Source organism: Streptomyces sp. NPDC047043 (assembly GCF_040644055.1).
Lineage (GTDB): Bacteria > Actinomycetota > Actinomycetes > Streptomycetales > Streptomycetaceae > Streptomyces.
Window position 1 is genome coordinate 1 of sequence record NZ_JBEYVO010000048.1, and the last position, 24,516, is coordinate 24,516.

The 24,516-nt window shown below is 70.7% G+C and carries 24 protein-coding genes; 9 read left to right on the plus strand and 15 right to left on the minus strand.

Annotation, left to right across the window (positions count from 1 at the left end):
* The first annotated feature begins 244 nt into the window (after positions 1 to 244).
* Complete coding sequence (locus tag ABZ880_RS48665) at positions 245 to 2,005, plus strand: CocE/NonD family hydrolase (RefSeq protein WP_361277497.1); 1,761 nt, start codon at positions 245 to 247, stop codon at positions 2,003 to 2,005.
* Here ABZ880_RS48665 and ABZ880_RS48670 read toward each other — a convergent pair.
* Entirely contained in the window at positions 1,916 to 3,082 is a 1,167-nt protein-coding gene (locus ABZ880_RS48670) for an acyl-CoA dehydrogenase family protein (RefSeq protein ID WP_361277498.1), read from the minus strand. The genes ABZ880_RS48665 and ABZ880_RS48670 overlap by 90 nt on opposite strands.
* Before the next feature lie 107 nt (positions 3,083 to 3,189).
* Between ABZ880_RS48670 and ABZ880_RS48675 the strand changes: the two genes are divergently transcribed.
* Together ABZ880_RS48675 and ABZ880_RS48680 are read left to right on the plus strand one after the other, a co-directional pair.
* On the plus strand, positions 3,190 to 4,680 hold the full coding sequence (locus ABZ880_RS48675; protein WP_361277499.1) for a class I adenylate-forming enzyme family protein: 1,491 nt from the start codon (positions 3,190 to 3,192) through the stop codon (positions 4,678 to 4,680).
* Positions 4,681 to 4,786: 106 nt separating this feature from the next.
* On the plus strand, positions 4,787 to 5,551 hold the full coding sequence (locus ABZ880_RS48680) for a glucose 1-dehydrogenase (protein WP_361277500.1): 765 nt from the start codon (positions 4,787 to 4,789) through the stop codon (positions 5,549 to 5,551).
* On the opposite strand, the gene ABZ880_RS48685 is transcribed toward ABZ880_RS48680, so the two are convergent.
* The 6 genes from ABZ880_RS48685 to ABZ880_RS48710 form a co-directional block, all read right to left on the minus strand.
* The gene (locus ABZ880_RS48685; protein ID WP_361277501.1) at positions 5,535 to 8,132 is read right to left on the minus strand and encodes a protein kinase; all 2,598 of its coding nucleotides are present in this window, start codon (positions 8,130 to 8,132) and stop codon (positions 5,535 to 5,537) included. The genes ABZ880_RS48680 and ABZ880_RS48685 overlap by 17 nt on opposite strands.
* A gap of 198 nt (positions 8,133 to 8,330) precedes the next feature.
* Positions 8,331 to 9,590, minus strand: a complete 1,260-nt coding sequence (locus ABZ880_RS48690; RefSeq protein ID WP_361277502.1) for an amidohydrolase family protein — start codon at positions 9,588 to 9,590, stop codon at positions 8,331 to 8,333.
* Between the two features lie 37 nt (positions 9,591 to 9,627).
* Positions 9,628 to 9,957 carry a hypothetical protein gene (locus ABZ880_RS48695; RefSeq protein ID WP_361277503.1) on the minus strand — a complete coding sequence of 110 codons (330 nt, stop codon included), beginning with the start codon at positions 9,955 to 9,957 and terminating at the stop codon, positions 9,628 to 9,630.
* A 26-nt stretch (positions 9,958 to 9,983) separates the two neighbouring features.
* On the minus strand, positions 9,984 to 11,270 hold the full coding sequence (locus tag ABZ880_RS48700; protein WP_361277504.1) for an aromatic ring-hydroxylating dioxygenase subunit alpha: 1,287 nt from the start codon (positions 11,268 to 11,270) through the stop codon (positions 9,984 to 9,986).
* A gap of 107 nt (positions 11,271 to 11,377) precedes the next feature.
* Complete coding sequence (locus tag ABZ880_RS48705; RefSeq protein ID WP_361277505.1) at positions 11,378 to 12,268, minus strand: NAD(P)-dependent oxidoreductase; 891 nt, start codon at positions 12,266 to 12,268, stop codon at positions 11,378 to 11,380.
* Positions 12,265 to 12,651, minus strand: coding sequence for a carboxymuconolactone decarboxylase family protein (locus ABZ880_RS48710; RefSeq protein WP_361277506.1), 387 nt, complete (start codon positions 12,649 to 12,651; stop codon positions 12,265 to 12,267). The genes ABZ880_RS48705 and ABZ880_RS48710 overlap by 4 nt, the downstream gene beginning before the upstream one ends.
* Before the next feature lie 136 nt (positions 12,652 to 12,787).
* On the opposite strand from ABZ880_RS48710, the gene ABZ880_RS48715 reads away from it, so the two are divergent.
* Genes ABZ880_RS48715 through ABZ880_RS48725 form a run of 3 tightly spaced genes read left to right on the plus strand, consistent with a single transcriptional unit; the run spans position 12,788 to position 14,600 of the window.
* The gene (locus ABZ880_RS48715; RefSeq protein WP_361277507.1) at positions 12,788 to 14,089 is read left to right on the plus strand and encodes a cytochrome P450; all 1,302 of its coding nucleotides are present in this window, start codon (positions 12,788 to 12,790) and stop codon (positions 14,087 to 14,089) included.
* The gene (locus tag ABZ880_RS48720) at positions 14,086 to 14,274 is read left to right on the plus strand and encodes a ferredoxin (protein ID WP_361277508.1); all 189 of its coding nucleotides are present in this window, start codon (positions 14,086 to 14,088) and stop codon (positions 14,272 to 14,274) included. The genes ABZ880_RS48715 and ABZ880_RS48720 overlap by 4 nt, the downstream gene beginning before the upstream one ends.
* A gap of 14 nt (positions 14,275 to 14,288) precedes the next feature.
* Complete coding sequence (locus tag ABZ880_RS48725; RefSeq protein ID WP_361277509.1) at positions 14,289 to 14,600, plus strand: DUF1330 domain-containing protein; 312 nt, start codon at positions 14,289 to 14,291, stop codon at positions 14,598 to 14,600.
* 52 nt (positions 14,601 to 14,652) lie between these two features.
* On the opposite strand, the gene ABZ880_RS48730 is transcribed toward ABZ880_RS48725, so the two are convergent.
* The 3 genes from ABZ880_RS48730 to ABZ880_RS48740 are packed head-to-tail and all read right to left on the minus strand — an operon-like array spanning position 14,653 to position 16,624.
* Complete coding sequence (locus ABZ880_RS48730; protein ID WP_361277510.1) at positions 14,653 to 15,462, minus strand: SDR family oxidoreductase; 810 nt, start codon at positions 15,460 to 15,462, stop codon at positions 14,653 to 14,655.
* Positions 15,463 to 15,488: 26 nt separating this feature from the next.
* The gene (locus tag ABZ880_RS48735) at positions 15,489 to 15,947 is read right to left on the minus strand and encodes a VOC family protein (RefSeq protein ID WP_361277511.1); all 459 of its coding nucleotides are present in this window, start codon (positions 15,945 to 15,947) and stop codon (positions 15,489 to 15,491) included.
* Positions 15,944 to 16,624: a TetR/AcrR family transcriptional regulator gene (locus tag ABZ880_RS48740; RefSeq protein ID WP_361277512.1), complete on the minus strand. Its 681-nt coding sequence runs from the start codon at positions 16,622 to 16,624 to the stop codon at positions 15,944 to 15,946. Before ABZ880_RS48740 ends, ABZ880_RS48735 begins: the two co-directional genes overlap by 4 nt.
* 37 nt (positions 16,625 to 16,661) lie before the next feature.
* Between ABZ880_RS48740 and ABZ880_RS48745 the strand changes: the two genes are divergently transcribed.
* From ABZ880_RS48745 to ABZ880_RS48755, 3 genes are read left to right on the plus strand one after another with little or no spacing between them, the layout of a single operon-like run.
* Positions 16,662 to 17,969 carry an acyl-CoA dehydrogenase family protein gene (locus ABZ880_RS48745; protein WP_361277513.1) on the plus strand — a complete coding sequence of 436 codons (1,308 nt, stop codon included), beginning with the start codon at positions 16,662 to 16,664 and terminating at the stop codon, positions 17,967 to 17,969.
* Positions 17,966 to 18,994, plus strand: coding sequence for a phosphotransferase family protein (locus ABZ880_RS48750; protein WP_361277514.1), 1,029 nt, complete (start codon positions 17,966 to 17,968; stop codon positions 18,992 to 18,994). Before ABZ880_RS48745 ends, ABZ880_RS48750 begins: the two co-directional genes overlap by 4 nt.
* A gap of 16 nt (positions 18,995 to 19,010) precedes the next feature.
* Positions 19,011 to 19,412 carry a DUF6336 family protein gene (locus ABZ880_RS48755; RefSeq protein WP_361277515.1) on the plus strand — a complete coding sequence of 134 codons (402 nt, stop codon included), beginning with the start codon at positions 19,011 to 19,013 and terminating at the stop codon, positions 19,410 to 19,412.
* A gap of 16 nt (positions 19,413 to 19,428) precedes the next feature.
* Here the strand turns inward: ABZ880_RS48755 and ABZ880_RS48760 are convergent, their stop codons facing one another.
* Genes ABZ880_RS48760 through fabG form a run of 5 tightly spaced genes read right to left on the minus strand, consistent with a single transcriptional unit; the run spans position 19,429 to position 24,513 of the window.
* Positions 19,429 to 20,577: an acyl-CoA dehydrogenase family protein gene (locus tag ABZ880_RS48760; RefSeq protein WP_361277516.1), complete on the minus strand. Its 1,149-nt coding sequence runs from the start codon at positions 20,575 to 20,577 to the stop codon at positions 19,429 to 19,431.
* A gap of 12 nt (positions 20,578 to 20,589) precedes the next feature.
* Entirely contained in the window at positions 20,590 to 21,723 is a 1,134-nt protein-coding gene (locus tag ABZ880_RS48765) for a thiolase family protein (RefSeq protein WP_361277517.1), read from the minus strand.
* On the minus strand, positions 21,708 to 22,532 hold the full coding sequence (locus ABZ880_RS48770) for an enoyl-CoA hydratase (RefSeq protein WP_361277518.1): 825 nt from the start codon (positions 22,530 to 22,532) through the stop codon (positions 21,708 to 21,710). Before ABZ880_RS48770 ends, ABZ880_RS48765 begins: the two co-directional genes overlap by 16 nt.
* Positions 22,529 to 23,737 (minus strand): CaiB/BaiF CoA-transferase family protein, encoded by a 1,209-nt coding sequence (locus ABZ880_RS48775; RefSeq protein ID WP_361277519.1) that lies wholly within the window; start codon positions 23,735 to 23,737, stop codon positions 22,529 to 22,531. The genes ABZ880_RS48770 and ABZ880_RS48775 overlap by 4 nt, the downstream gene beginning before the upstream one ends.
* Positions 23,737 to 24,513: a 3-oxoacyl-ACP reductase FabG gene (gene fabG / locus ABZ880_RS48780; RefSeq protein ID WP_361277520.1), complete on the minus strand. Its 777-nt coding sequence runs from the start codon at positions 24,511 to 24,513 to the stop codon at positions 23,737 to 23,739. The genes ABZ880_RS48775 and fabG overlap by 1 nt, the downstream gene beginning before the upstream one ends.
* Between the last annotated feature and the right edge of the window lie 3 nt (positions 24,514 to 24,516).

Consider the following 24,516-nt stretch of genomic DNA (forward strand, 5'->3'; position numbering starts at 1 on the left):
ACCTGGTCGACTACGGCGTGGTCGGCGACCTCTTCGACGTCGTCCCCCAGCTCACCGAGGAGATCAACACCCGCAAGGGCTGATCACCCCGCACCGGACCGAGGCCCCCGCGACTGCACGAACAGTCACGGGGGCCTCAACTGTGTGTCGCCCGGCGCCGGAATGCCGTGCCGCAGCGTGCTGTTGCCCCAGACGGATCACGAGCCGCCGGGACAGCCTCGGCACGGTGAGGGGGCGGGGTCGCGTGCTGCATCTGACGATCGAGGTTCCGACGCGGGCCGGTTTCCCGCTGCGCGGGTTGCACTGGGCTCCCGAGCCGGAGCGTGCGGCCCCGGTGGTGCTCGTGGTCACCCCGTACGGTGCCGATCGCTACCACCCGGACGGCACCGCCTTCGCTTCGGCCGGATTCCACTTCGTCAGCCTGGACTCGCGGGGCCGCGGTGACTCGGAAGGGCGCTTCCACCCCTTCGTCCACGACGGCGACGACGGGTACGACGCGGTGCAGTGGCTGGCCGCGCAGGAATGGTGCAGCGGCGAGGTCGTGACGTACGGCGGCTCCTACAGCGGCTTCGTGCAGTGGGCCACCGCCGCGACCCGTCCGCCCGGGCTGCGGGCCATCGCCCCGGTCGCCTCGGTGTACCCGGGTGTCGACTTCCCCATGGCCCACAACATTCCCACGTCGTACGCCGCCCGCTGGCTGGCGTTCGTGGAGGGGCGCAGGATGAATAACGGCCCTTTCGATGACGCCGAGTTGTGGGCGTCCGCGGGCAGCGACCTGATCGGCAGCGGGCGGCCGTTCCGGGACCTGGACGTCACGACGGTCGGCAAGCGGCTTCCCGCCTTCCAGGAATGGCTCGACCACCCCTCGCTCGACGAGTACTGGGCGCGGCTGACCCCCAGCCGCCACCAGTACGAGCAGATCACCCTGCCGGTGCTCACCATCACCGGCCAGTACGACGACGACCAGCTCGGCGCGCTCACCTACCACGAACGCCACACCGAGGCGGCATCGGCCGAAGTCGCCGCCCGCCACCTGCTGGTGGTCGGCCCGTGGGATCACGGCGGCACCCGGTCGGCTGCCCGCAGCTTCGGCGGTCTGACGTTCGCCGAGAGCAGCGCGATCGATCTCAGGGCACTGCATGTGGCCTGGTACCGCTGGGTGTTGGGGCTGGGCGGCAGGCCGGACTTCCTGCGCGAGCGTGTGACGTACTTCCATGTCGGCGAGGATCGCTGGCACGGTGCGGCACATCTGCCTCGCGCCGATCGAGAACTGCGCTTCCATCCGATGGCTGACGCCATATCAACAGGGCGGGCTGATCGGCGACTTGATGTGAAGCCCGCTGCGGTGGACCAGTTCGTCTCCCTCTTCCTGGACCCGGGCGCGGCCGGCGGGCCGGAGCGCGACGAACCGTCCGACGACCGCACCTTCACCGACGACCGCCCATTGACCGGCGTCGACCCGGGAACGGCCGTCCACGTCAGCGAGCCGCTCACCGAGTCCCTGGACCTGTCAGGCCGACCGCATGCCACGTTGACCCTTTCCAGCGAACTGCCGGACTTCGACCTGCTGTTGGGGATCTATCTGCTGCCCGGCGACGGCACGCCGCGCCTGCTCGGCGAGAGAGCCGTGCGGGCCCGCTACCACGCCGACCTGCACCGACCCGAGCCCTGGCCGCCCGGCCGCGCGGTTCCCGTCGAGCTGAACGGGTTCCCCTTCGTCTCGCTGCGCGTCGGCCCGGGCGATCGCTTCGCCCTGGTGATCCGGCCTCCGCACCGGCGCTGGCAGCCCAACCACCAGGCAGGCGGCCCGACCGCCGACGAGACGTCCCGGGACGCGGTCGGCGGTGTCGTCCGCCTGCACCAGGGACCGGCCCACTCTTTCGCCCTCGTCCTGCCGGTCGCCGTATCGATCGAGTCAGTAGGACCTGGGCAGCCCCAGCACGTGCTGGGAGACGTAGTTGAGGACCATCTCCTGGCTGATCGGAGCGAGCCGCAGCAGCCGTGACTCCCGGAAGTACCGCTCCACGTGGTACTCGCGGGCGTACCCCATGCCGCCGAGTGTCTGCACCGCCCGGTCCGCGGCCTGGAAGCCAGCGTCGGCGCACAGGAACTTGGCCATGTTGGCCTCGCGGCCGCACTCCAGGCCGTTGTCGTAGCGCCAGGCCGCGTTGCGGGCCATGAGGCGGGCGGCGTCGAGGCGGGTCAGGGCCTCGGCGAGGGGGAAGGCGATGCCCTGGTTCTGGCCGATGGGGCGGCCGAAGACGACGCGGTCGCGGGCGTAGCGGGTGGCCGCGTCGAGGGCGGCCCGGCCCAGGCCGAGGGCTTCGTGGGCGAGCAGGATGCGTTCGGGGTTGAGGCCGTCGAGGAGGTAGCGGAAGCCCTCGCCCTCCTCGCCGATGCGGGCGCTCGCCGGGACGCGCAGGCCGTCGATGAAGATCTCGTTGGAGGCGACGGCGTTGCGGCCCATCTTGGGGATCGGCCGGATGTCCATCGCCGTGCGGTCGACGTCGACGAGGAAGACCGAGATGCCCTTGGTGGGCTTGTCGACGTCGTCGCGCGGGGTCGTGCGCGCCAGGAGAACCATCTTCTGCGAGTCGCCCGCCTTCGTGATCCAGATCTTGCGGCCGTCGATCACATAGTGGTCGCCGTCGCGGCGGGCGAAGGTGGAGATGCTGGTGGTGTCGGTGCCGGCGTCGGGTTCGGTGACGCCGAAGCAGACGTGCAGGTCGCCGGAGGCGGCGTGCGGGAGGATCTCGCGGCGCAGTTGTTCGCTGCCGTGCCGGGCAAGGACGTTGAGGCCGAAGATGGTCAGGTGCATGGTGCTGCAGCCGTTCATGCCGGCCCCCGAGGCGGCCACCTCCTCCAGCAGGAGTGAGGCCTCCAGGACGCCGAGTCCTCCGCCGCCGTACTCCTCGGGGACGGCGATGCCCAGCCAGCCGGCCTTGGCGAAGGCGTCGTAGAAGCTCCAGGGGAACTCGGCCTTCTCGTCCTGCTCGGCCCAGTACTCGGGGCCGAAGGAGGCCGCCAGCTCGCGGACGCCTGCGCGGATGTCCTCCTGCTGCTCGGTCAGCTCGAAATCCACGAAGCCTCCTGGAACCCGACTATGGAGAATGAAGTTTCCCTATACGTAGAATATCGTTCGCGCTCGACGGGTGGAAGGAACCCACCGGACGGAAGGAAGGGGCCGGCGTGAACATCGCGATGCTGCTCGACATGGCCACGGCGGGCAATCCCGACCGGGTGGCGATCGGGTCCCGGGCCTCCGGTACGACCTCTGCGCAGCTTCGTCGCACCGCCGGGGGCGTAGCGGCCGTCGTCCATCGCGCCGGGGCGCGGGAGTTGGTGTTCGCCGGTGTCAACGGGTCGGCGTTTCCGGTCCTGCTCTTCGGTGCGGCTCTAGCGGGCGTGCCGCTGGTTCCGGTCAACTACCGCCTTTCGGCCGAGGCGTTGACCGGACTGCTGGGGCACACGGAGAAGCCTCTGGTGGTCGCGGACGAGGCGTTCGCGGGTGTCTTCGCCGACGCCGGGCTCGATGTCCGCACTCCTACGTCACTGCTGGCGGAGGCCCACGCCGCAACGCCGGCCGAGGGTCTTGAGGGGTCCGCGGACGACCCGGCGGTGCTGCTGTTCACCAGTGGCACGACCGCGGCGCCGAAGGCCGCCGTCCTGCGCCACCGGCACCTGACCAGCTACGTCCTGCAGACAGTGGAGTTCGCCTCCGCCGCACCGGACGACACCGTCCTGGCCAGTGTTCCGCCGTACCACATCGCGGGCGTGGGCTCGGTGCTGAGCAACCTCTACGCGGGGCGCCGCATGGTGCACCTGGGCGCGTTCGAGCCGGGGAGCTGGCTGCGGCTGGTGCGCTCCGAGGGCGTCACCTCGGCGATGGTCGTGCCGACCATGCTGGCCCGCATCGTGGAGCACCTCGACGGCCGCCCGGCCGAGGTGCCGACGCTGCGTTCGCTGGCGTACGGCGGGGCCCGTATGCCGCACACGGTGTTGGAGGCGGCCCTGCGCGCCTTCCCCGGTACCGGTTTCACCAACGCCTACGGGCTCACCGAGACCAGCTCGACCATCGCCCTGCTGGGGCCCGACGACCACCGCGCGGCCCTCGCCTCCGACGATCCGGCGGTGCGCGCCCGGCTGGGCTCGGCCGGGCGGATGGTGCCGGGCGTGGAGGCGCAGATCCGGGATGCTTCCGGCAACGTCCAACTCCCGGGAGTTCCAGGTGAGTTGTGGGTACGGGGGCCGCAGGTGTCCGGCGAGTACAAGGGGGCCGCGGCACAGCTCGACGCGGACGGCTGGTTCCACACCCGCGACCTCGCCCACTTCGACGAGGACGGCTATCTGTTCATCGCGGGGCGCGCCGACGACACCATCATCCGCGGCGGCGAGAACATCGCTCCCGCCGAGGTGGAGGACGTTCTGCTGCGCCACCCCGCCGTGCGTGAGGCGGCCGTGGTGGGGGTGCCGGACGAGGAGTGGGGCGAGCGCATAGCCGCCTTCGTCGTCACTCACGAGGGCAGCGCCGTCGACGCCGAGTCGCTGCGGGCCTGGGTTCGCAACCGTCTGCGCGGCTCCAAGACCCCCGACGTGGTCGTCTTCCGCGAGGAACTCCCCTACACACCCACGGGCAAGTTGCTACGGCGGCGGCTGGTGGCGGCGGCGCAGGACGACTGACGGGTGCTGCGATCGACGTACCCGCCGAGGAGGCTCCGGTACCGGGAACTGCCGCACCCGAGAACTGCCGTATCCAAGAATTGCCGTATCCGAGAAGGAGATTCCGGTGACGTCCTTCGCAGAGCTTCACGACCTGACGGGCAAGGTGGCCGTGGTCACCGGCGGATCGCGCGGTATCGGCAGGGCCATCGTGCAGACGCTGGCGGAGGCCGGTGCCGATGTCGTCGTCGCCTCGCGCAAGGTCGAGGCGTGCCGGGCGGCGGCCGAGGAGGTACGGGCGTCGACCGGGCGCCGGGCGGTCGGCATCGCCTGCCATGTGGGCCGCTGGGACGACTGCGACCGGCTGGTCGCCGAGACGGTACGGCAGCTCGGCGGGCTCGATGTGCTGGTCAACAACGCCGGTATGTCGCCCCCTTACGAGAGTCTGGACGCGGTCGGCGAGGAGCTCTACGACAAGACCCTTGCGGTGAATCTGAAGGGGCCGTTCCGCCTGGCGGTCCTCGCCGCGACGCACATGGCGGACCACGTGGGCGGGTCCGTCATCAACATCGGTACGGCGGGGTCGCTGATGGCGAGCGTGCATGAACTGCCGTACGCCTGCGCCAAGGCGGGTCTCAACGCGCTGACCGTCGGCCTGGCGGAGGCGTACGCCCCGAAGGTGCGCGTCAACGCGATTCTGCCGGGGCCGGTCCTCACCGATGCGCACCGGGCGTGGGCGGCGGAGGACTTCGACACGTCGTTCGTGCCGCTGGGCCGGCTGGGACAGCCGGACGACGTGGCACCGCTGGCCCTGCACTTCGCCAGTGCCGCGTCCAGCTTCACGACCGGGGCGATCGTGCGGGTGGATGGGGGAATCACGCGGAAGGTGTAGCGGGGCCGACAGATGTCGCGGCGCCCGCCGGTTCGAGTGCCTCCAGCCCGGCCTCCTCCCCTGCCTCGGGCGTCGCGGCCAGCTCCCACAGGTACTCCTCCGGGCCTCGCGGTCGGGCGTCGGGAGAGCGGGACAGCATCCGGCCGAGCAGAGCACGCAGTTCCTCGGACACCCCCAGGGCGTCCACGGGTACGTCACTGTGGACGATCTCGTAGATGACCTGGTAGTCCGAGGAGGCGTGCCAGGGCAACGACCCGGTCAGGCACTGGTACATGAGGATGCCCAGTGTGTAGAGGTCGGTCCTGATGTCCGAGGGGTTGCCCAGCGCCTGTTCGGGAGCCATGTATCCCGGTGTCCCGATCACCATCCCCGTGACCGTCAGTTCGTCGTCCGAGGCCGAGGGACGAGCGATGCCCAGGTCGATGATGACCGCGCCTCGCTCCGGGTGGAGCAGGACGTTGCTCGGCTTCAGATCGATGCGCGAGACACCCATGGTGTCGATGAACGCGAGCGCTTCACCGAGTTGTCGCCCGATGCGCGCGACCAGGCCCTTGGGCAGCGGGCCGTGATCGTCCAGCACCTCGCGCAGCGAGGGGCCCTCCACCAGTTCCATGATCAGCGCGGGTTCCGTGTCCGGTCCGTCCAGGGCATCGAGGGTCCGGACGATCTGCGGATGGTTCAGCTGTCGGCAGACCTCGACCTCTCGGCGGAACCGGCTGAGCATCCGCTCGTCCTCGCGCAGCCGGTGGTGCAGCACCTTGACGGCGATCTGTTGGCCGGTGAGCAGGTCCCGTCCCCGGTAGACCGCGCCCATCCCGCCCTGCCCGAGCAGGCTGCTCATCTCGTACCGTTCGGCCAGTACGGCGACTGCGGGCGTGTCCGCCGCCACGGCCGGGGCGGGTGCACCGTCAGCCATGGGTGGTGGTTCGGCGGGCGTGCTCCTGGCGCCGACCATGGTGGAGCCGTACAGATCGGGGCCCGGTGGCGGGGCGACGATCCCCAGGTCCGCTCGTTCGCTCTCACTGCTGCGGACGAAACCGGCCAACTGCCGCTTGTAGGCGTCGGACAGCTTGTAGTAGGCCAGTGCGGACTCGGCGCCGCCGTATCGGGTGGCGTCCGGCCGGCCGGGCTCGCTGACCAGGTCCAGGACGCCGGCCCGCACCAGGTGCCGAAGCAGCCGCTCCACCGCGGGCGGGGTCATGCGCAGCAGCGGATCGAGCCCCTGAGCGCCCGTCACATCGGTGGACGTGAACGGTCTGCCCTCGCTGCGCAGGGTCCAGTCCACTACGTGGTAGCCGCCAAGGAGTCGCCGGTCGTCGTCGATCAGCACGCCCGCGGATCCGTCGGGCGTGTTCGCCCCCATCGTCTCGGACACCACCTCTTCCAGGCGTGCGTAGAAGTCGATGCGTGCCCACGCCTCCTCGGTCACGCTCAACGAGGGCAGCCCGTCCTCCCACACCACGAGGGAGTTGAACTCCTGCAGCAGCCGTCGCGGAACGCCACGCGCCTTGAAACGGAGGTAGGCGATGAACCGGGCCAGCCGCAGCTGGTCCGGGGACGACCGGGGGATGAGGTATGTGGATTCGGGCGTGTAGGTGATGTACGTGCCGGGTCCGAGGGCGTTCGTGCCGTACGGTCCGGGCGTTCCGTACGGGGTGGCAGGTGGGCCCCAGCCGGGTGGTGGCGTGTGCGGCTGCGGCCGGCCGGTCTCCACGAGCCCGTGCACCAGGCGACCGGGCGCGTCCCACAGGCACGGCACGTACATCCGCCAGCCGAAGACGCTTTCGTACACGCCGTTGCCCCGGTCGGAGTCCTGGAGCGCGCGGTCGTACAGATCGGGGCCGGCGACGACGATGAAGTGGGCGCCACGCGCGGTGAGCACGTTCTTGATCCGGCCCAGCAGCGCCTCGAAGAGGGCGATCGCCTCTGCCTTGTTGTCCGTGAGCTTGTCGACCTCGTCGAGGACGATCACCGGATGCACCCGGATCCGTGCGGCGTCCCGCCGGTGCCGCCTGCGCAGGAGCCGGCGGGAACGCCGTACCGGTTCGGGGCGGCCTTCGCTGCCGTTGAGCAGATGGACGATGCGCACCAGGTCGTGCTCGACGTCCGTCTCGGAGTACGCGAGGAATGCCGCCTCGGTGGCCTGCGAGCGGGTTCTGCGACCGCTGAAGCTCATGGTGGGCGACAGCCGGTGCTGCGGGGCGAGCCCCAGCGTGGTTCCCCGCTCGGTGCTCTCGGACTGGGTCTGGGTGAACGACAGCGACGTCCGCGAGTAGGCCAGCAGCAGCGCACGCTGCACCTCGCGCGGCAGACGCGCCAGCAGGTCACGGTCGTCGAGGCTCTCGAAAATCCGCCGGACCACGGCGAACAGCAGCTGATCCGTCGTCATGGAGCGGGCCACGTTCAGATGCACGACCAGCATGACGTCCCGGTCCCCCCACAGGGCGGATGTCTCGGCCAACGCCCGCAGCACCAGTGTCGACTTGCCCACCCCGCGAAAGCCGCTCACCAGGAAGGCCCCGCCGTGGGAGTACGTCAGCCGCTCCTTGAGCGTGTCGACCAGCGCTTCGTGACCGAGCACCGGAATGGCCCTGTCACCGGCCGGCAAGGGTTCGTGGATATACCGGAACTGCCGGTGAAGCGGCATGTGCAGCACGACATCGTCCCCCAACGGCTCTGTGCCCGTGCTGCCAGCGTACGGCTGCGCCGCAGCCCGGAGGCATACTCGGGCCGACTCGCCGCGCGCGGGGTGCCGTCGACGAACTCCCGGAGCGGCTCGTCAGTTGCCGGCGCCCTCGTGCCGGATCACCCGCCCGCCCTTCATCACGAACCGCACGTCCTCGGTCACCCCGATGTCCGTGAGCGGGTCGCCGGGTACGGCGATGACGTCGGCGAGCAGGCCGGGCTCCAGGCGGCCGCGGTCGTCGGCGTCGACGAGTTCGGCGGCGACCGTCGTGGCGGCGCGCAGGGCGGCGAGCGGGGCCATGCCGCGGTCGACGAGGGCGAGGAGTTCGCGGGCGTTGCGGCCGTGCGGGATGGCGGGGGCGTCGGTGCCGCAGGCGACCCGGACGCCGCGCTCGATGGCCCGTCTGGTCGTCGCCTTGGCCCGGGGGAACACGTCGGCGGCCTTGGCTTGCAGTTCGGGGGCCGCCTTCGACACGTCCATGCCGTCGGCGATGTAGGTGGTGGCCACCAGGAACGTGCCGCGCTCGATCATCAGGTCGAGGGTCTCGTCGCTCGCCAGGAAGCCGTGTTCGATGCAGTCGATGCCCGCGCCGAGCGCGGCCCGGATCGCCCGGTCGCCCATGCAGTGGGCGGCCACCTTGAGGCCGGCTCGGTGCGCCTCGTCGGCGATCGCGCGCAGCTCCTCGTCGGAGTACTGCTGGGCGCCGGCCGGTCCGGTATGTGACATCACACCGTTCGACGCGCACACCTTGATGACCCGCGCGCCGTGCTTGATCTGGTGGCGGACCGCCTTGCGCACCTCGTCGACGCCGTTGGCGATCCCCTCCTCGACGGTCAGGGGCATGATGTGCGGGGCGAACGCCTGGAACATGGTCGGGTCGAGATGCCCGCCGGTGGGTGTGATGGCGTGTCCGGCCGGGACAACCCTCGGCCCGTCGATCCAGCCGAGGTCGATGGCCTTCTTCAGTGCCACGTCGAGGAGCAGTCCGCCGGTCTGCACGAAGAGACCGAGGTTGCGCACGGTGGTGAATCCGGCTCTCAGCGTGCGGCGGGCGTTGGCGACGGCGCGCAGGGTGCGTACGGCGGGGTCGTCCTGCACGGGGTTGAGGGGGCTGCGGTGGTCGGGCCCGCCGAGCAGCAGGTTGACCTCCATGTCCATCAGGCCGGGCAGGAGGGTGAGGTCGCCGAGGTCGATGACGACGGCGTCCGGCGGGACGGAGGCCGGAGCGACGGCGGTGATGTGCTCGCCCTCGATCAACAGGTCGCCCGGCTCGACCAGTTCGCCCTTGTCGATGTCGAGCATGCGGGCGGCGCGCAGGTGGACGGGCGGCTGCGGGGTGCGCGGGCGCGGCATCAGATGGCCCCTACGGCGGCAGGGGCTTCCACGCCGCTCACACCGCCGGTTCCACGACGGCGTCGATGCTGGCCGCCCCGGTGTCGGGGACCTTCGGCTGGCGCCAGGCCTCCACCGAGAAGGCGACCGTCACCAGCGCGCAGAACAGCCACAGCAGGTGCTTCTCCTCTTCGGAGATGTCCTGCATGGAGACCTGCTGGAGGTACTCCGTGCCGGACTGGAGGAAGGGGAACGCCGCGTTGTAGAAGGCGTCCAGCTCGTCCATCGTGCTGGCGATGCGCTTGGCGTAACGGGCCTTTTCGGTCGGCAGCGCCCAGTCGGCGAAGGGCTCCAGCGCGGCGTACTCGGGCGGAAAGACGAATGCCATGGGTGCTGTCTCCTCGGATCCTCGGGTCAGGACGCGGCCGGGGCGCCGGAGGTGCGCTGCTGGTGATCGCGCACGTACTGACGGGCGGTGCCGTGCAGATGACGCAGGAGAACCTCCTGGTCGTTGAGCGGGAACTCCCCTACCGCGCGCGACTCGAGCATGGTCTGCGTCGCCTCGAGGGTGTTGCCGTCCTGGAGGCCGTACTCCTTGAAGGACACGACGGCCAGCTCCTGCTGCAGACGCTGGAAGGCGTTCTCCGGCGGGACGAAGTAGCAGGTCGCCTCGAAGATGTGGGTGTTGTACGAGGTCGGCCAGTAGTGGTACGTCAGCACCCAGTTGGGCCGCCAGATCAGCAGCATGAAGTTGGGGAAGAAGACGAACGAGTCCATGCCCCAGCGCGGGTCCCGGGTGGGGTTGACGGCCGGCGGCAGCTCCTCGGTCGCAAGGCCGATGTCGGGCGCCTCCCAGGGGCCGAACAGGCCGCTGCGCAGGGCCCCTTCGATGGGTTTGACCATCTTGCGGTCGTGCGGCGGGGCGATGCCGCCCCAGGAGGACACCATGCTGTGCGGGCCGTCGATGTCGTAGTGCAGCGCCTCGTAGCCGTACTTCTGGATCTTGCGGGCCTCGTCGGAGACGTACTGGCCGGCGTGCAGGATCGGGGCGTGGTAGAACTCGGCGAACGCGTCGATGAACAGCTTCCAGTTGGAGCCGATCTCGGCGCGGTACTTGTGCGCCTGGGTCATCTTGTGGAACGGGTAGCCCTCGATGCCCTGGGCGAACTCGCCGAGGAACTCCCTCAGCGGCGTGGTGTTTTCGGGGTCGAGGTTGACGAAGACGAACCCCTCCCACACGTCGGTCTGGACGCCCTTGAGTCCGTACTGGGACTTGTCGAGGTCGAAGAACTCCTGTTCCTGCTGGACGAAGGTGAGCTTGCCCTCGAGGTCGTAGCGCCAGGCGTGGTACTTGCAGGTGAACTGGCGGCAGACCCCGCCGGTCTCCTCGCGCGGGAAGTCGTTCCACACGAGCTTGTTGCCGCGGTGCCGGCACACGTTGTGGAAGGCGCGCACCTCGTCGTCCATGCCCCGCACGACGACGACCGACGCGCCCGCCGCGTCCAGCTCCTTGGTGAAGTAGCTGCCCCGCTTGGGGAGTTGCTCGATGCGGCCGACGTTCAGCCAGGTGCGCTTGAAGATGGCGTCCCGTTCGAGCTCGTAGTGCTCGGGCGAGATGGAGTCCTCGTACGACACCGGCTCCGTGTCGATCTTGAGATGTGCGGTCCAGCTGCCCTCATCGGGCTTCTTGAAGTGCGCCATGGGGTCTGGTCCTCCAGTCGCGGTACGGAGGGGACTCACGATAATCTCAGTCTCTCCGAATGAGAATGCTATTCTCGCATCCGAACGACCGTCAAGTCAGCCGTTCGTCAGGAAGCGGAAGGCCGGGGCGGGCGAGCGGCCGCGGAGGACAGGTGGGGGAAGATCCGCGTGAAGTCCGCCCCGGGCTCGGCCACGGCGAAGCGCCGCCACACGGCCGCGATCGCCTCCCCGACCGACACCGGCCCGCCCTGCCCGGCCGCGGCGTCCAGGTACAGCCGTACGTCCTTGTCCATCAGGGAGTTGGCGAAGCCGGCGGCGTAGCGGCCGGTCAGGACGTGCCGGGGGAACTTGTCGTCGCTCGCCGCGCTGCGGCCGCTGGAGGCGTTGAGCACGTCGAGCATCGTGGCCATGTCGAGTCCGGCGGCGAGCCCGAAGGCGACGGCCTCGCTGGTGGCGGCAAGCGTGGTCGCGGACAGGAAGTTGTTGGCGAGCTTGAGGGCCTGGGCCATGCCGGGGCGGTCGCCGACCCGCCGGCGGCGGTCGCTCAGCCCGGCCAGTAGGGGCTCGACGCGGGAGCATGCCCCGTCGTCCCCGGCGTACATGACGGTGAGGGTGCGGGCGCGGGCCCCGGCGACACCGCCGGACACGGGCGCGTCGACGTAGCCGATCTTCTCCTCGGCGAGCAGTGCGGCGACGGCACGGGCGGCGCCCACGCCGATGGTCGAGGTGTCGACGATGCAGCGGGCGCGGCGGCCGGAGGCGTCCAGGACGGCGCGGGCCACCTGCTCGGACGCCGTACCGTCGGGGAGGCTGAGCACCAACACCTCGGCCCTGTGGGCGACTTCGGCCACGGAGGGGACGTGTGCGGCGCCCTCGGGTGATCGCTGCGGGCCGAGGGCGTCATGTGCGACGACCGCATGCCCGGCCTCCACGAGGTTCGCGGCCAGGACGCTGCCCATGTTGCCGAGCCCGATGAAGCCGACGACTTCCCGGCTCACTCCCCCGCCTCCCGCTTCTCCCGTACGTCCGTCACGATGCGTCGGGCGGCGCTGCCGGCGGGCACGCCGCAGTAGGCGGCGATCTGGAAGAGCAGTTCGTCGACCTCGGCGTCGGTGACACCGGTGCGGGGTGTGGTGCCGGCGTGGATGCGGAACTCCTCCATGCGGCCGAGTGCGGCGGTCATCGCCAGCACCAGGAGGCTGCGGTCCCGCGGGCTGAGGGGGCCGCCGCGGCTCCACACGCCCCAGGCCGTCGCGGTGAGGTAGTCCTGGAACTCGACGGCGGCGCGGGCGGGTTCGGCGGTCGCCGCGTCGACGTAGGCGTCTCCGAGGATCTTTCGGCGCATGCCGCGTGCGGCGCGCAGTTCGTCCGTCTCTTCCATGGCTTTCCTTCCGCGGAATACCGGCGAGAATGAGCCTCTCCAATACGAGCAATAACAATTCCACCAGATGGAGAATTGTGCTACCGTCCCTCGTCGTCGAGGTGCTGGCCGTGACCGAGAGGGAGCCGAGCTGACCGTGGACGACTTCGAGGCGATCGACTTCTTCCGGGACGAGGCGCTCGTCGCGGACCCCTATCCCTACTTCGACGCCCTGCGCGGACGGTGCCCGGTGCACCGCGAGAACCACCACGACGTGATGATGGTGACGGGCTACGACGAGGCGGTGCAGGTCTACAACGACACCGACACCTTCTCGTCGTGCATCTCGGTCACCGGCCCCTTCCCCGGCTTCCCGGTCCCACTGGAGGGCCTTGCGGGCGAGGACGTCGGCGAGCTCATCGAGCGGCACCGGAGCGAGCTGCCGATGAGCGACCAGTTGCCGACCATGGATCCGCCGGTGCACACGGATCACCGCGCACTGCTGATGCGGCTGATCACGCCGAAGCGGCTCAAGGAGAACGAGGCGTCGATGTGGCACCTCGCCGACGGGCTGCTGGACGCCTATCTCGCCCCGGGCGAAGGGGAGTTCATCGGCGGGTTCGCCGGGCCGTTCACTCTCCTCGTCATCGCCGACCTGCTCGGCGTGCCCGAGGAGGACCGCGAGGAGTTCATGCACGCGCTCCAGCGCCGCCCACAGACCGAGGCCGGGGTCGGCAGCACCGGCGACGACACGCTGCACCACTCCCCGCTGGAGTATCTGTACGCCCGCTTCACGACGTACATCGAGGAGCGGCGCCGCGAGCCGCGCGAGGACGTGCTGACGGGCCTGGCCACGGCGACCTTCCCGGACGGGTCGACACCCGAGGCCATCGATGTCGTACGCGTCGCCGCCAACCTGTTCGCGGCGGGCCAGGAGACCACCGTCCGCCTGCTGAGCTCCGCACTGCGCCTCATCGCCGAACGCCCGGAACTGCAGCGGCTGTTGCGCGCCGAGCGGGACCGCATCCCGCACTTCATCGAGGAGACCCTACGGGCGGAGAGCCCGGTCAAGGGCGACTTCCGGCTCGCGAAGGTGCCGACCACGGTGGGCGGTGTCGACATCCCGGCGGGGACCACGCTGATGGTGCTGAACGGCGCGGCCAACCGCGATCCGCGCCAGTTCGAGGAGCCGGGGACCTTCGACGTGGGCCGGGCGAACGTCCGGCGTCACCTCGCCTTCGGTCGCGGCGTACACACCTGTCCCGGGGCGCCGCTGGCCCGCGCCGAGGCCCGGGTGACCCTGGAACGGCTCCTGGAGCGCACGTCCGACATCAGGATCGCGGAGTCCGTGCACGGCCCCGCGGGCGCCCGCCGCTACCAGTACGTCCCGACGTTCATCCTGCGCGGACTCACCCATCTCAACCTGGAGTTCACGCTCACCGGGGGCGAGGCCCGGTGAAGGTCTCCGTCGACGACGACCGCTGCCGCGGGCACGGCGTGTGCTGCACGCTCTGCCCCGAGGTCTTCGACCTGAGCGACGACGGCTACGCCGTGGTGGACATGCCCGACGTCCCCGCCGAGCACGAGGAGACGGTGCGCTCGGCCGCCGCGATGTGTCCCGAGCGGGCCATCACCGTGAGCTGACGACGAGGAGAGTCATGCCGAAGGGGTACGTCATCTTCACCGAGGCCGTCAACGACCGGGCCGGCATGGCCGCTTACGGCCGGGCCGCCGCGCCGTCGATGGCCGAGGGCGGCGCCGCGGTCCTGGCCGTCGACCCGGCGCCGCAGGTCCTGGAGGGCGAGTGGCACGGTGACCGGACCGTCGTCCTCGAGTTCGAGTCGGTGGAGGCGGCCCGGGCGTGGTACGAGTCGGCCGCGTACGACAAGGCGAAGCCGCTGCGGCAGGCGGCGGCCGTCACGAACGCCGTGATCGTGTCGGGGTTCGTGCTGCCGTCCGCGGGTGGCTGAGCACGTCGAACTGCCTTGGTTCTACGAGGACTTCGGTATCGCCCGGCACTGCTCAGGAGCGTCCCGCCAGCCCCGCCCGCACTCCCCCGTCCACGAGGACGTCGACGCCGGTGAGGAAGGACGCCTCGTCCGACAGCAGGAAGGCGACGACGGCTGCGAGTTCCTCGGGGCGGCCCTCCCGGCCGAGCGCCGACTGCTCCACGAGCGCCCGCATGGACGGGTGCTGCTCCGCCTCCTGCCGCCCCTGCGGGGTCGCGACGATCCCCGGTGACACCGAGCAGACCCGCGCCCCGACCGGCCCGACGCGCACCGCCTCCCGCTGCACGAACCGGTGGACCCCGCGCTTGGCCCAGGTGTACGCCACGCCCGTGTCCTCGATGTCCGCCCCGACGGCTGCGCGCATACGGTCGAGGAAGTGCTCGTCGAGCGGGTCGGCCAGGGTGGCCTCGACCGCGGGCTGCGGCTCGGTCTTCCCGAACAGCGCGGCCATCGAGGCGAAGCACACCATCGCCGTGCCCGTGGTGGCCAGCGGGCGCAGGGCCTCGGCCAGCAGTGCCGTACCGACGAGGTCGACGGTGAGGATGCGGCGCCAGTCGGCCATGGTCGGCGAGATACCGGCGGCGTGGGCGACGGCGCGGAGGGTACCGAGTTCACGGGCGCGGGCGGCGAGCCCGGCCAGGCCGTCGCGGTCGGTGACGTCGAGGGCGTACGGCTCAACGACCGTTGTCCGTGCGGCCGTTGAGAGGTCTTCGGCCGCCGCGGTCGCCGTCTTCTCGTCCAGGTCCACCAACAGCAGCCGGTCCACCGCGCCGACGAGCCGGCGTGCGCACTCCAGGCCCATCCCCCGGCCGGCCCCCGTCACGATTCCGACTGTCCCGATTCCCACTGTCACGATGTCGCCCCTCCGTTTGCCCAGAACTGCTCCAGCACCGGCTGGAGTTGACGGCTCACGAGCTCGACCCGCGGCCCGGTGCCGCTGCAGTGGAAGGCCCAGTACGGCGTTCCGTCGGGCCGGGTGCCGACGGCCTCGGCCTCGTAGCCGTGCCGTGCGAGGTCGGCGGAGTCGGCGGCCACGTCGTCGGACCAGTAGCCGAGGTGGTGGACGCCCGAGTCTGCGGCCGGCTGCCACAGGCTGCCCGGGATGCTCTGCACGAGCTCGAGGCGGGGTGTGGTCGTCGAGTAGACGTTCCGGAGGTCGAGCACGGTGTCGCCGGTCGGCAGGGTGACCTTCGCGGCCGCTCCCGTCTCGGCGCACCACTCGTATCCGAACACGGCCGACAGCTCGGCCGCCGCGGCGGCGAGGTCGTCGACGACGATCCCGACGTGGAACTGGTCGGCGGCCTTCATGGCCCCACCTCCTGATCGACGGTGCGGAGAACGAACCGTGTGATGTGGTCGACGTCGGCCGCGGTGGGCCGTTCCCGCCGCCACAGGTGGTCCGCGAGCCTGCCCACGGTCGCGTGAGCGGCCAGGGACGCATCCAACTCGGGGTCCTGGCTGCCGAGTTGGGCGTACGGGGTGTGCAGCAGTGTCGCCAGCACTCCGGCGGCGGTGGGCGGGCCCGCAAGGAAGCCCTCGGTCACGCTGCCCGCGTTCCACATCACGGCCAGCGTCGTCGCGGCGGTCTCCTCGTCAACGGCCTGGGCGAGGATCCCCTCGACCCAGCGGCGCACCTTTGCCTCGGGCGTGGGCTCCTTCGCCATCTGGTGGGCGAGGTAGCCGCACAGCCGCTCGGCGCCGTCCTCCATCAGCGCGGCGACCAGGGCGTCCTTCGAGCGGAAATGCCGGTAGAAGGCCTCGTTCGACAGTCCGGCCGCCGCCACGACGTCGGCGACGCGCGGCCGCGAGGCGGTGCCGCAGCGCCGCATGACCCCCAACGCCGCGTCCAGCAGCGCGCGCACCTCGCTCGTGTAGTGGGCGCCGCGCCTGGCCAGGGCCCGCTGCGCGATGCGCTCGGCGACGTCGTCGGACCGGCCGCCCTCAAGAGCCTCATTCCGTGGATTGGTAATTGTGTTCTCCTTCATGAGAACGCTATTCTGACAGCCGCCGGAAGGAGACACAATGCCGTGGGACTTCGAGACCGAGCCGGACTACCAGGCGCAGCTGGACTGGGCGGACCAGTTCGTGCGGGAGGAGGTCGAGCCCCTCGATCTCCTGTGGGACGGCCTGCAGTTCACCCCGCCCGACGAGAATCTGCGCCGAGTCCTCGACCCGCTGAAGAAGGAGGTACGGGCGCGCGGGCTGTGGGCCACCCACCTCGGCCCCGAGCTGGGCGGCGAGGGGCACGGTCAGGTCAAGCTGTGCCTGCTCAACGAGATCCTCGGCCGCTCGTCCTGGGCGCCGATCGTCTTCGGCTGCCAGGCCCCGGACACGGGCAATGCCGAGATCCTCGCCCACTACGGCACGCCTGCACAGAAGGACCGCTATCTGCGCCCGCTCCTCGACGGCGAGATCTTCTCCTGCTACTCGATGACCGAGCCCCAGGCCGGCGCCGACCCGAAGGAGTTCACCACCCGGGCGGTGCGGGAGGGCGACCAGTGGGTCGTCAACGGCTGGAAGTACTTCTCCTCCAACGCCAAGACGGCTGCCTTCTTCATCGTGATGGCCGTGACGGACCCCGACGGGGACCCGTACAAGAGCATGTCGATGTTCCTGATCCCGGCCGAGACCCCAGGCATCCGCATCGAGCGCAATGTCGCCCTGGCCGGCGAGCCGGAAGAACGCGGTTCTCACGCGCTGGTGCACTACGAGGACGTACGGGTGCCGGTCGACGCGTTGCTCGGCGGCGAGGGGCAGGCGTTCGTGATCGCGCAGACCCGGCTGGGCGGTGGGCGGATCCACCATGCCATGCGGACGATCGGGCTGGCGGGCAAGGCGTTCGACATGATGTGCGAGCGGGCCCTGAGCCGGCACACACAGGGCACGGCCCTCGCCGACAAGCAGTTCGTGCAGGGCCACATAGCCGACTCGTGGGCTCAGTTGACGCAGTTCCGGCTGGCCGTGCTGCACACCGCGTGGAAGATCGACAAGTACAACGACTACCGGAAGGTCCGCAAGGACATCGCGATGGTCAAGGTGCTGCTGCCGGGTGTGCTGCATGACATAGCGCACCGCGCGATCCAGGTGCACGGCGCGCTCGGCGTCAGCGGCGACATGCCGCTGTTCCGCATGCTGCTGGGCGCGAGCGTGCTCGGTATCGCCGACGGGCCGACCGAGGTGCACAAGGTGACGGTGGCCCGGCAGGTACTGCGCGACCACAAACCGAGCGACGACCTGTGGCCGACGGGCTATCTCCCCAAGCGGGTTGCGGCCGCGCGCGCCAAATACGCGGAGTTCCTTCAGCCCGAGAGCGGAGCGGACGTCCGATGATCGACGTCGAGCGGCTGGCGGGCTGGCTGGACGAGTCAGCACTCCCCGGCAAGGGCGAGCCGATCGAGCACCGTTTCGTGTCGGGCGGCGCGCAGAACGAGATCTACGAGGTCCGGCGCGGCGCGCTCCACTGCGCGCTGCGCATCCCGCCGCCCACCGCGCCGGCGGCCCGCGACGAGGGCATCCTCCGGGAGTGGCGCATCACCGAGGCGCTGAACGGCACGGACGTCCCGCACACCGAGGCGATCGCCGTCTGCACCGACACGGCCGTACTGGGCCGGACGTTCTACCTGATGGAGTTCGTCGACGGCTGGTCGCCCATGTCGGCCACCGGTGGGCGCGGCTGGCCGGCGCCCTTCGACACGGATCTCGCCGCGCGGGCCGGGCTGGCGTACCAACTGACCGAGGGAGTGGCCCTGTTGGGCCGGGTGGACTGGAAGGCGAAGGGCCTGCACGATCTCGGCCGCCCCGACGGCTTCCACGAGCGCCAGGTCGACCGCTGGACCCGCTACCTGGACCGCGTCAAGGGCCGCGAGCTGCCCGGCTTCGACGTAGCGGCCGCCTGGCTGCGCACCCACAGGCCGCTCGACTACCTCCCGGGCCTGATGCACGGCGACTACCAGTTCGCGAACGTCATGTTCCGCCACGGCGCCCCGGCGCGCCTCGCGGCCGTCGTCGACTGGGAGATGGGCACGGTCGGCGACCCCAAGCTGGACCTCGCCTGGATGCTGCGCGGCTGGCCGGCGGACACCAGCGCCCCTGAGGCGGCCACGGCGTCGTACGTCGACCTCACCGGCATGCCCTCGCGCGAGGCACTGATCCACCACTACGCCGAGGTGTCGGGCCGCCAGGTCGACGACATGGACTACTACGACGTCCTCGCCCAGTGGAAACTCGGCGTCGTCCTCGAGCAGGGCTTCCAACGGGCCGATAACAACGAGAAGTTGCAGGCCTTCGGGCCGATGGTGGTGCAACTGATGAAGAGCGCCGCCGAGTTGGCGGAGACGACCCGCTACGGGACGTAACCGCTGGGCTACGTGCATGATCTTGGACGAGGACGGGGTGCCGGTGCCGCGCCTGCGGCTGTGGGACGTGGTGCGGCGCGGTGCCCTCTACGGAGTGGGCGCCGCTGCCGCGCCGTGCGTCGGGTCACTGTTCATCAGCGGCCACAGCGAGCGCCAGGAGTTCCTGGCGGTCTCCGGCGGCCTCTGCCTGATCATGGGCGGCGGCCTCCTGGCCATCGGGCTCTTCTTCTGGATGTGCTGCGGGGGCGACATCAGACGGTGGCGGGACTGGCGGACCGTCAAAGGCCAGAACGACGCGCCGACCGTCGTCGCCCCGGGCCGTGTACGCCTGGGCACGGCCGCGGTCGTCGCCTCCCCTGCCGCGATCGGCATGTACCACCTGGTCGACCGGGCATCCTTCGACAGTTGGCTGTACTGAGCCTGACTCCGGCGCCTCACAGCCCCAGCGACTTCGCGACGATGACCTTCATGACCTCGCTCGTGCCGGCGTAGATGCGGGTGATGCGGGCGTCCGCATACAGGCGGGAGATCGGGTACTCCGTCATATAGCCGTAGCCGCCGAAGAGTTGGAGGCAGCGGTCGACGGCGCGGGCCTGCATCTCGGTGCAGAAGAGCTTGACCTTCGCCGCGTCGGCGCCGGTGAGTTCGCCGTCGACGAGGGCGAGGATCGCGCGGTCCAGCAGCGCCTGTGCGGCTTCGATCTCGGTTGCGACGGCGGCGAGTTCGAACTTGGTGTTCTGAAAGGACGCCACCGTCCTGCCGAAGGCCTCGCGCTCCTTGACGTACGCGATCGTCGTGTCGAGCGCGGCCCGTGCCTGCGCGACCGAGCCGACCGCCACCGTCATCCGCTCCTGCGGGAGATTGCGGCCCAGGTAGCCGAAGGCGGCGCCCTCCTCCCCCAGCCGGTTCGCCGCCGGTACGCGCACGTCGTCGAAGGCCAGCTCGACGGTGTCCTGCACCTTGATGCCCATCTTGTCGAGGACCCGGCCGCGGGTGAAGCCGGGCATGCCGTCCTCGACGACCAGCAGGGTCAGGCCTGCGCGCCGGTCGACGGGGTCGGTCGACGTGCGCGCGACCACGATCACCAGGTCGGCGAGCAGGCCGCCGGTGATGAAGGTCTTGGCGCCGTTGAGGATGTACGTGTCGCCGTCGCGTACGGCAGTGCTGCGGATGCCGGCGAGGTCGGAACCGGTGCCCGGTTCGGTCATGGCGATCGCGGTCAGCAGCCTGCCGGCGGCCAGCCCGGGGAACCAGCGCCGACGCTGCGAGTCGTCGGCGAAGGCGAGGAAGTACGGGAGGACGACGTCGAGTTGGGTGCGTACGGTGCCCAGCGTGACCAGCGCCCGGGCCGCCTCCTCCTGCAGAACGACGTTGTAGCGGTAGTCGTCCAGGCCGGTCCCGCCGTACTCCTCAGGGATCGCCGTACCCAACAGGCCGAGTGAGCCCAGCTGTTGGAAGAGCTCACGGGGCAGGCGGCCCGCCTGCTCCCAGGCGGCGTAGTTCGGGACGACCTCCTTGGCCACGAACTCCCTCACCAGTGTGCGGAATTCCTCGTGATCGGCGGTGAAGATCTCTCGGCGCACGGTGGCCCCCGGTCAGGAAGTGAGTTCGACGAGCGTGGCGTTGGCGGTGCCTCCGCCCTCGCACATGGCCTGCAGGCCGTAGCGGATCCCGTGGTCACGCATGTGGTGGATCATGCGGGTCGTCAGGATCGCGCCGGACGCCCCGAGCGGGTGGCCGAGCGCGATGGCGCCGCCGAGGGGGTTGAGGAGCGCCGGGTCGGCTCCGGTCTCGGCGAGCCAGGCGAGCGGGATCGGGGCGAAGGCCTCGTTCACCTCGAACACGCCGACCTCGGAGAGGGCGACGCCGGCCTTCCGGAGCACCTTCTCGGTCGCCGGGATCGGGCCGGTCAGCATCAGCACGGGGTCGGCGCCCACGACCGCGCCCGCCCGGTAGCGCGCGATAGGCCTCAGCCCCAACTCCCGTGCCTTTCCAGGTGTGGTGACAAGGATGGCGGCCGCACCGTCGGAGATCTGGGAGGAGTTGCCCGCGTGGATCACGCCGTCGTCGAGGAACGCGGGCTTCAGCCCGGCCAGCCTCTCCACGGTGGTCCCGCGCCGTACGCCCTCGTCGGCCGTCACCGCGCCCACCGGCACGATCTGCGCGTCGAAGGCACCGCCGTCCTGCGCGGCGGCGGCCCGCTCGTGCGAGAGCGTCGCGAACTCGTCCACCTGCGTGCGCGTGAAGCCCCACTTCTGCGCGATCTTCTCGGCGGAGATGCCCTGGTTGAAGGAGAACCCCTGGTAGCGGGCGAGGACTTGGGGCCCGTACGGCACTCCGGTGGCCCGCGCCGAGCCGAGCGGCACCCGGCTCATGACCTCGACGCCGCCCGCCACCACGACGTCCTGCTGGCCGGACATGACCGCCTGCGCGGCGAAGTCGAGGGCCTGCTGGCTCGACCCGCACGCCCGGTTCACCGTGATGCCGGGGATCGTTTCGGGCCAGCCGGCGGCGAGCACGGCATAGCGGCCGATGTTGCTCGACTGGTCGCCGACCTGCGAGACGCAGCCCCACACGACGTCGTCGACGACCGTCGGGTCGATGCCGGTCCGCTCGGCGAGCGCGGTGAGGACGACGGCGGAGAGGTCGGCGGCGTGCATGCCGGACAGGCCGCCGTTGCGCTTGCCGACCGGTGTGCGGACGGCCTCGACGATCACTGCTTCGCGCATGACGTGTCCTCCGAAGGGGGCTGTCGGTACCAGCGGCCGGTGAAGTGCGGCTCGCGTTTCTCGGCGAACGCGGCGTACGCCTCCGCTACGTCCGTCGTCGCGAAGTTCACCGCCTGGGCGCGGGCCTCGGCGCAGAGCGCGTCACGCAGAGAGCGAACCGGGTTCTCGTGCAGGAGCGCCTTCGTCTGCGCGAGGGCGACGGGCGGGCCGGCTGCCAGGCGGGCGGCGAGCTCGGCGACGTACGCGTCGATCTTCTCCGCGTCCACCACCCACGTCACGAGGCCCAGCGACCGCGCCTCCTCTGCGTCGATCGTCTCGGCGAGCAGCGCGAGCCGTTTCGCCTGCTGCAGTCCCACGAGCCGGGGCAGCAGCCAGGTGCCGCCGCAGTCCGGGGAGAGTCCACGGCGAGTGAAGATCTGCGAGAACCGGGTTTCCGGGGTGGCCACGACCAGGTCGCAGCCGAGTGCCAGGTTCCAGCCCGCCCCGACCGCCACACCGGTCACCTTGGCGACGGTCGGGACCGGCAACTCGTGCAGGAGCAGGGCGACTTCGTTGAGGTCGCGCAGCTTCTCCAGGGGATGGCGGGCGTCGGTGGCGGCACTGGTGAGGTCGGCACCGGAGCAGAAGGCTCCCCCGGCGCCGGTCAGGACGAGGGCTCGTACGGCGTGCTCGTGGGCCGCCTCGGTGAGCGCGTCACGCAGCGCGGTCCACAGTGCCGGGTCGATGGCGTTCTTGCGGTGCGGGCGGTTCAGGGTCAGGGTCCGTACGCCGTCGCTGTCGTCGGTCAGCAGCACGGATTCGCCGGTCATGTGCCGCCCCGCAGTACCGCCAACTCCGCGTCGGAGAGACCGAGTTCGGCAAGGACCTGCGCGGTGTGCTCGCCGAGGGCGGGGACGGCGCCCATCGGAGGGTCGTAGCCCGAGATGACCGGCGGCGGCAGCAGCGCCGGTACCGGCCCGCCCGGGGTGTCGACCCTGCGCCAGCGGTCACGGGCCGCCAGGTGCGGGTGGGTGAGGACCTCGCCGGGCGTGTTGTAGCGGGAGTTGCCGATGCCGGCCTCGTCCGCGCGTCGCTGGACGTACGCCAGGTCGTGCCCGGCGCACCACTCGCCGACCGCCGCGTCGAGGAGTTCACGGTGTTCGACCCGGCCGGGGTTGGTGCGCAGCCGCTCGTCGTCCGCCAGGTCGGGCCGGTGCAACAGGTCGCGGGCGAACCGCTGCCATTCGCGGTCGTTCGTCGTGCCGAGAACGACGGTCTGCCCGTCCGCCGTGCGGTGGGCGCCGTACGGGGCGACGGCGGGCGAGCCCATGCCGATCGGCTGCTGCTCCACGCCCGAGTGGCGGGTGTAGGTGAGCGGGTACCCCATGAGCTCGGTCATGGTGTCGAACAGGCTGACCGCGACGGCGCCGCCCCGGCTGCCCCTGCGCTCGCCCCCGTACAGCAGCGCCACGATGGACAGCGCCGTGTACAGGCCCGTGCTCGCGTCCGCGATGGGCGGGCCGGGCTTGGCCGGAGCGCCGGGGTGGCCGGTGATCGCGCAGACGCCGGACTCGGCCTGGACGAGAAGGTCATAGGCGCGTTTGTGAGAGAGGGGTCCTCCCTGCCCGTAACCGTCGATCTCGACGGCGATCAGGTCGGGGTGGCGGGTGGCCAGGTCGTCGGGGGCGATGCCGAGTTTGGCGGTGGTGCCCGGGGTGAGGTTGGAGACGAGGACGTCGGCGCGCTGGAGCAGTCGGTGCAGGATCGCCATCCCCGCCCGGGACTTGAGGTCGAGGGTGACCGACTCCTTGCCGCGGTTGACCCACACGAAGTGCGCGGCCAGGCCGTTCACCACGTCGTCGATGTGCCGTGCGGAGTCGCCGCCCTCGGGGTTTTCCACCTTGATGACCCGGGCTCCGAAGTCGCAGAGAACCCGGGTGCACATCGGTGCGGACACGGCCTGTTCCAGGGCCACCACCGTCACGCCCGACAGCGGGCCGCGCTTGTCGGAAGGCGGCGTCGGAGAAGGCGGCATCAGATCACCAGACCGCCGTCGACCGGCAGGACCTGCCCGGTGACGAAGGAGGCCGCGTCCGAGGCGAGGAACACGAAGGCGCCGGCGACCTCCTCGGGTTCGGCCCAGCGGCCGAGGGGGATACGGGCGAGCATGGTGGCGGCGAACTTCTCGTTGGTACGGATGGTTTCGGTCATGGGGGTCGCGGCCAGGGGCGCGAGGGCGTTGACCTTGATCTGTCTGCGGGCGAGTTCCCGGGCCAGGGACTTGGTCATGCCGATGATCGCGGCCTTGGCGGCGGAGTAGTTGACCTGGCCGAGGGTGCCGGTCAGGCCCGCCGAGGACGTGACGTTGATGATGCGTCCGGTGCCGTCCGTCGGCAGGTACGGGAGTGCGGCCTGGGAGCAGGTGAAGGTGCCCAGTACGTGGATGTCGAGCAGCCGGCGGAAGGTGTCCTCGTCGAGGTCGGAGAACATGGCCGGCGCGGTGACGCCGGCGTTGTTCACGAGGACGTGCAGGGTCCCGTCGGCGAGGGCGGCCGCCCTGGACACGGCGGCCTCGGCGGCGCCCCGGTCGCGAACGTCGAGTTCGGCGCTGTCGGCCGCGCCGCCCGCCGCGGCGATCTTCCCAGCTACTGCGGCCGCTGCCGTACCGTCGACGTCGGTGACGAGGACGGCGGCGCCGGCACCCGCGAGCGCGTGGGCGACGGCGGCGCCGATGCCGCCCGCGGCTCCGGTGACCAGCGCCGAGCGTCCGGTCAGGTCGAACAGCCCGTTGCCGTACGACTCGTGTGCCACTGC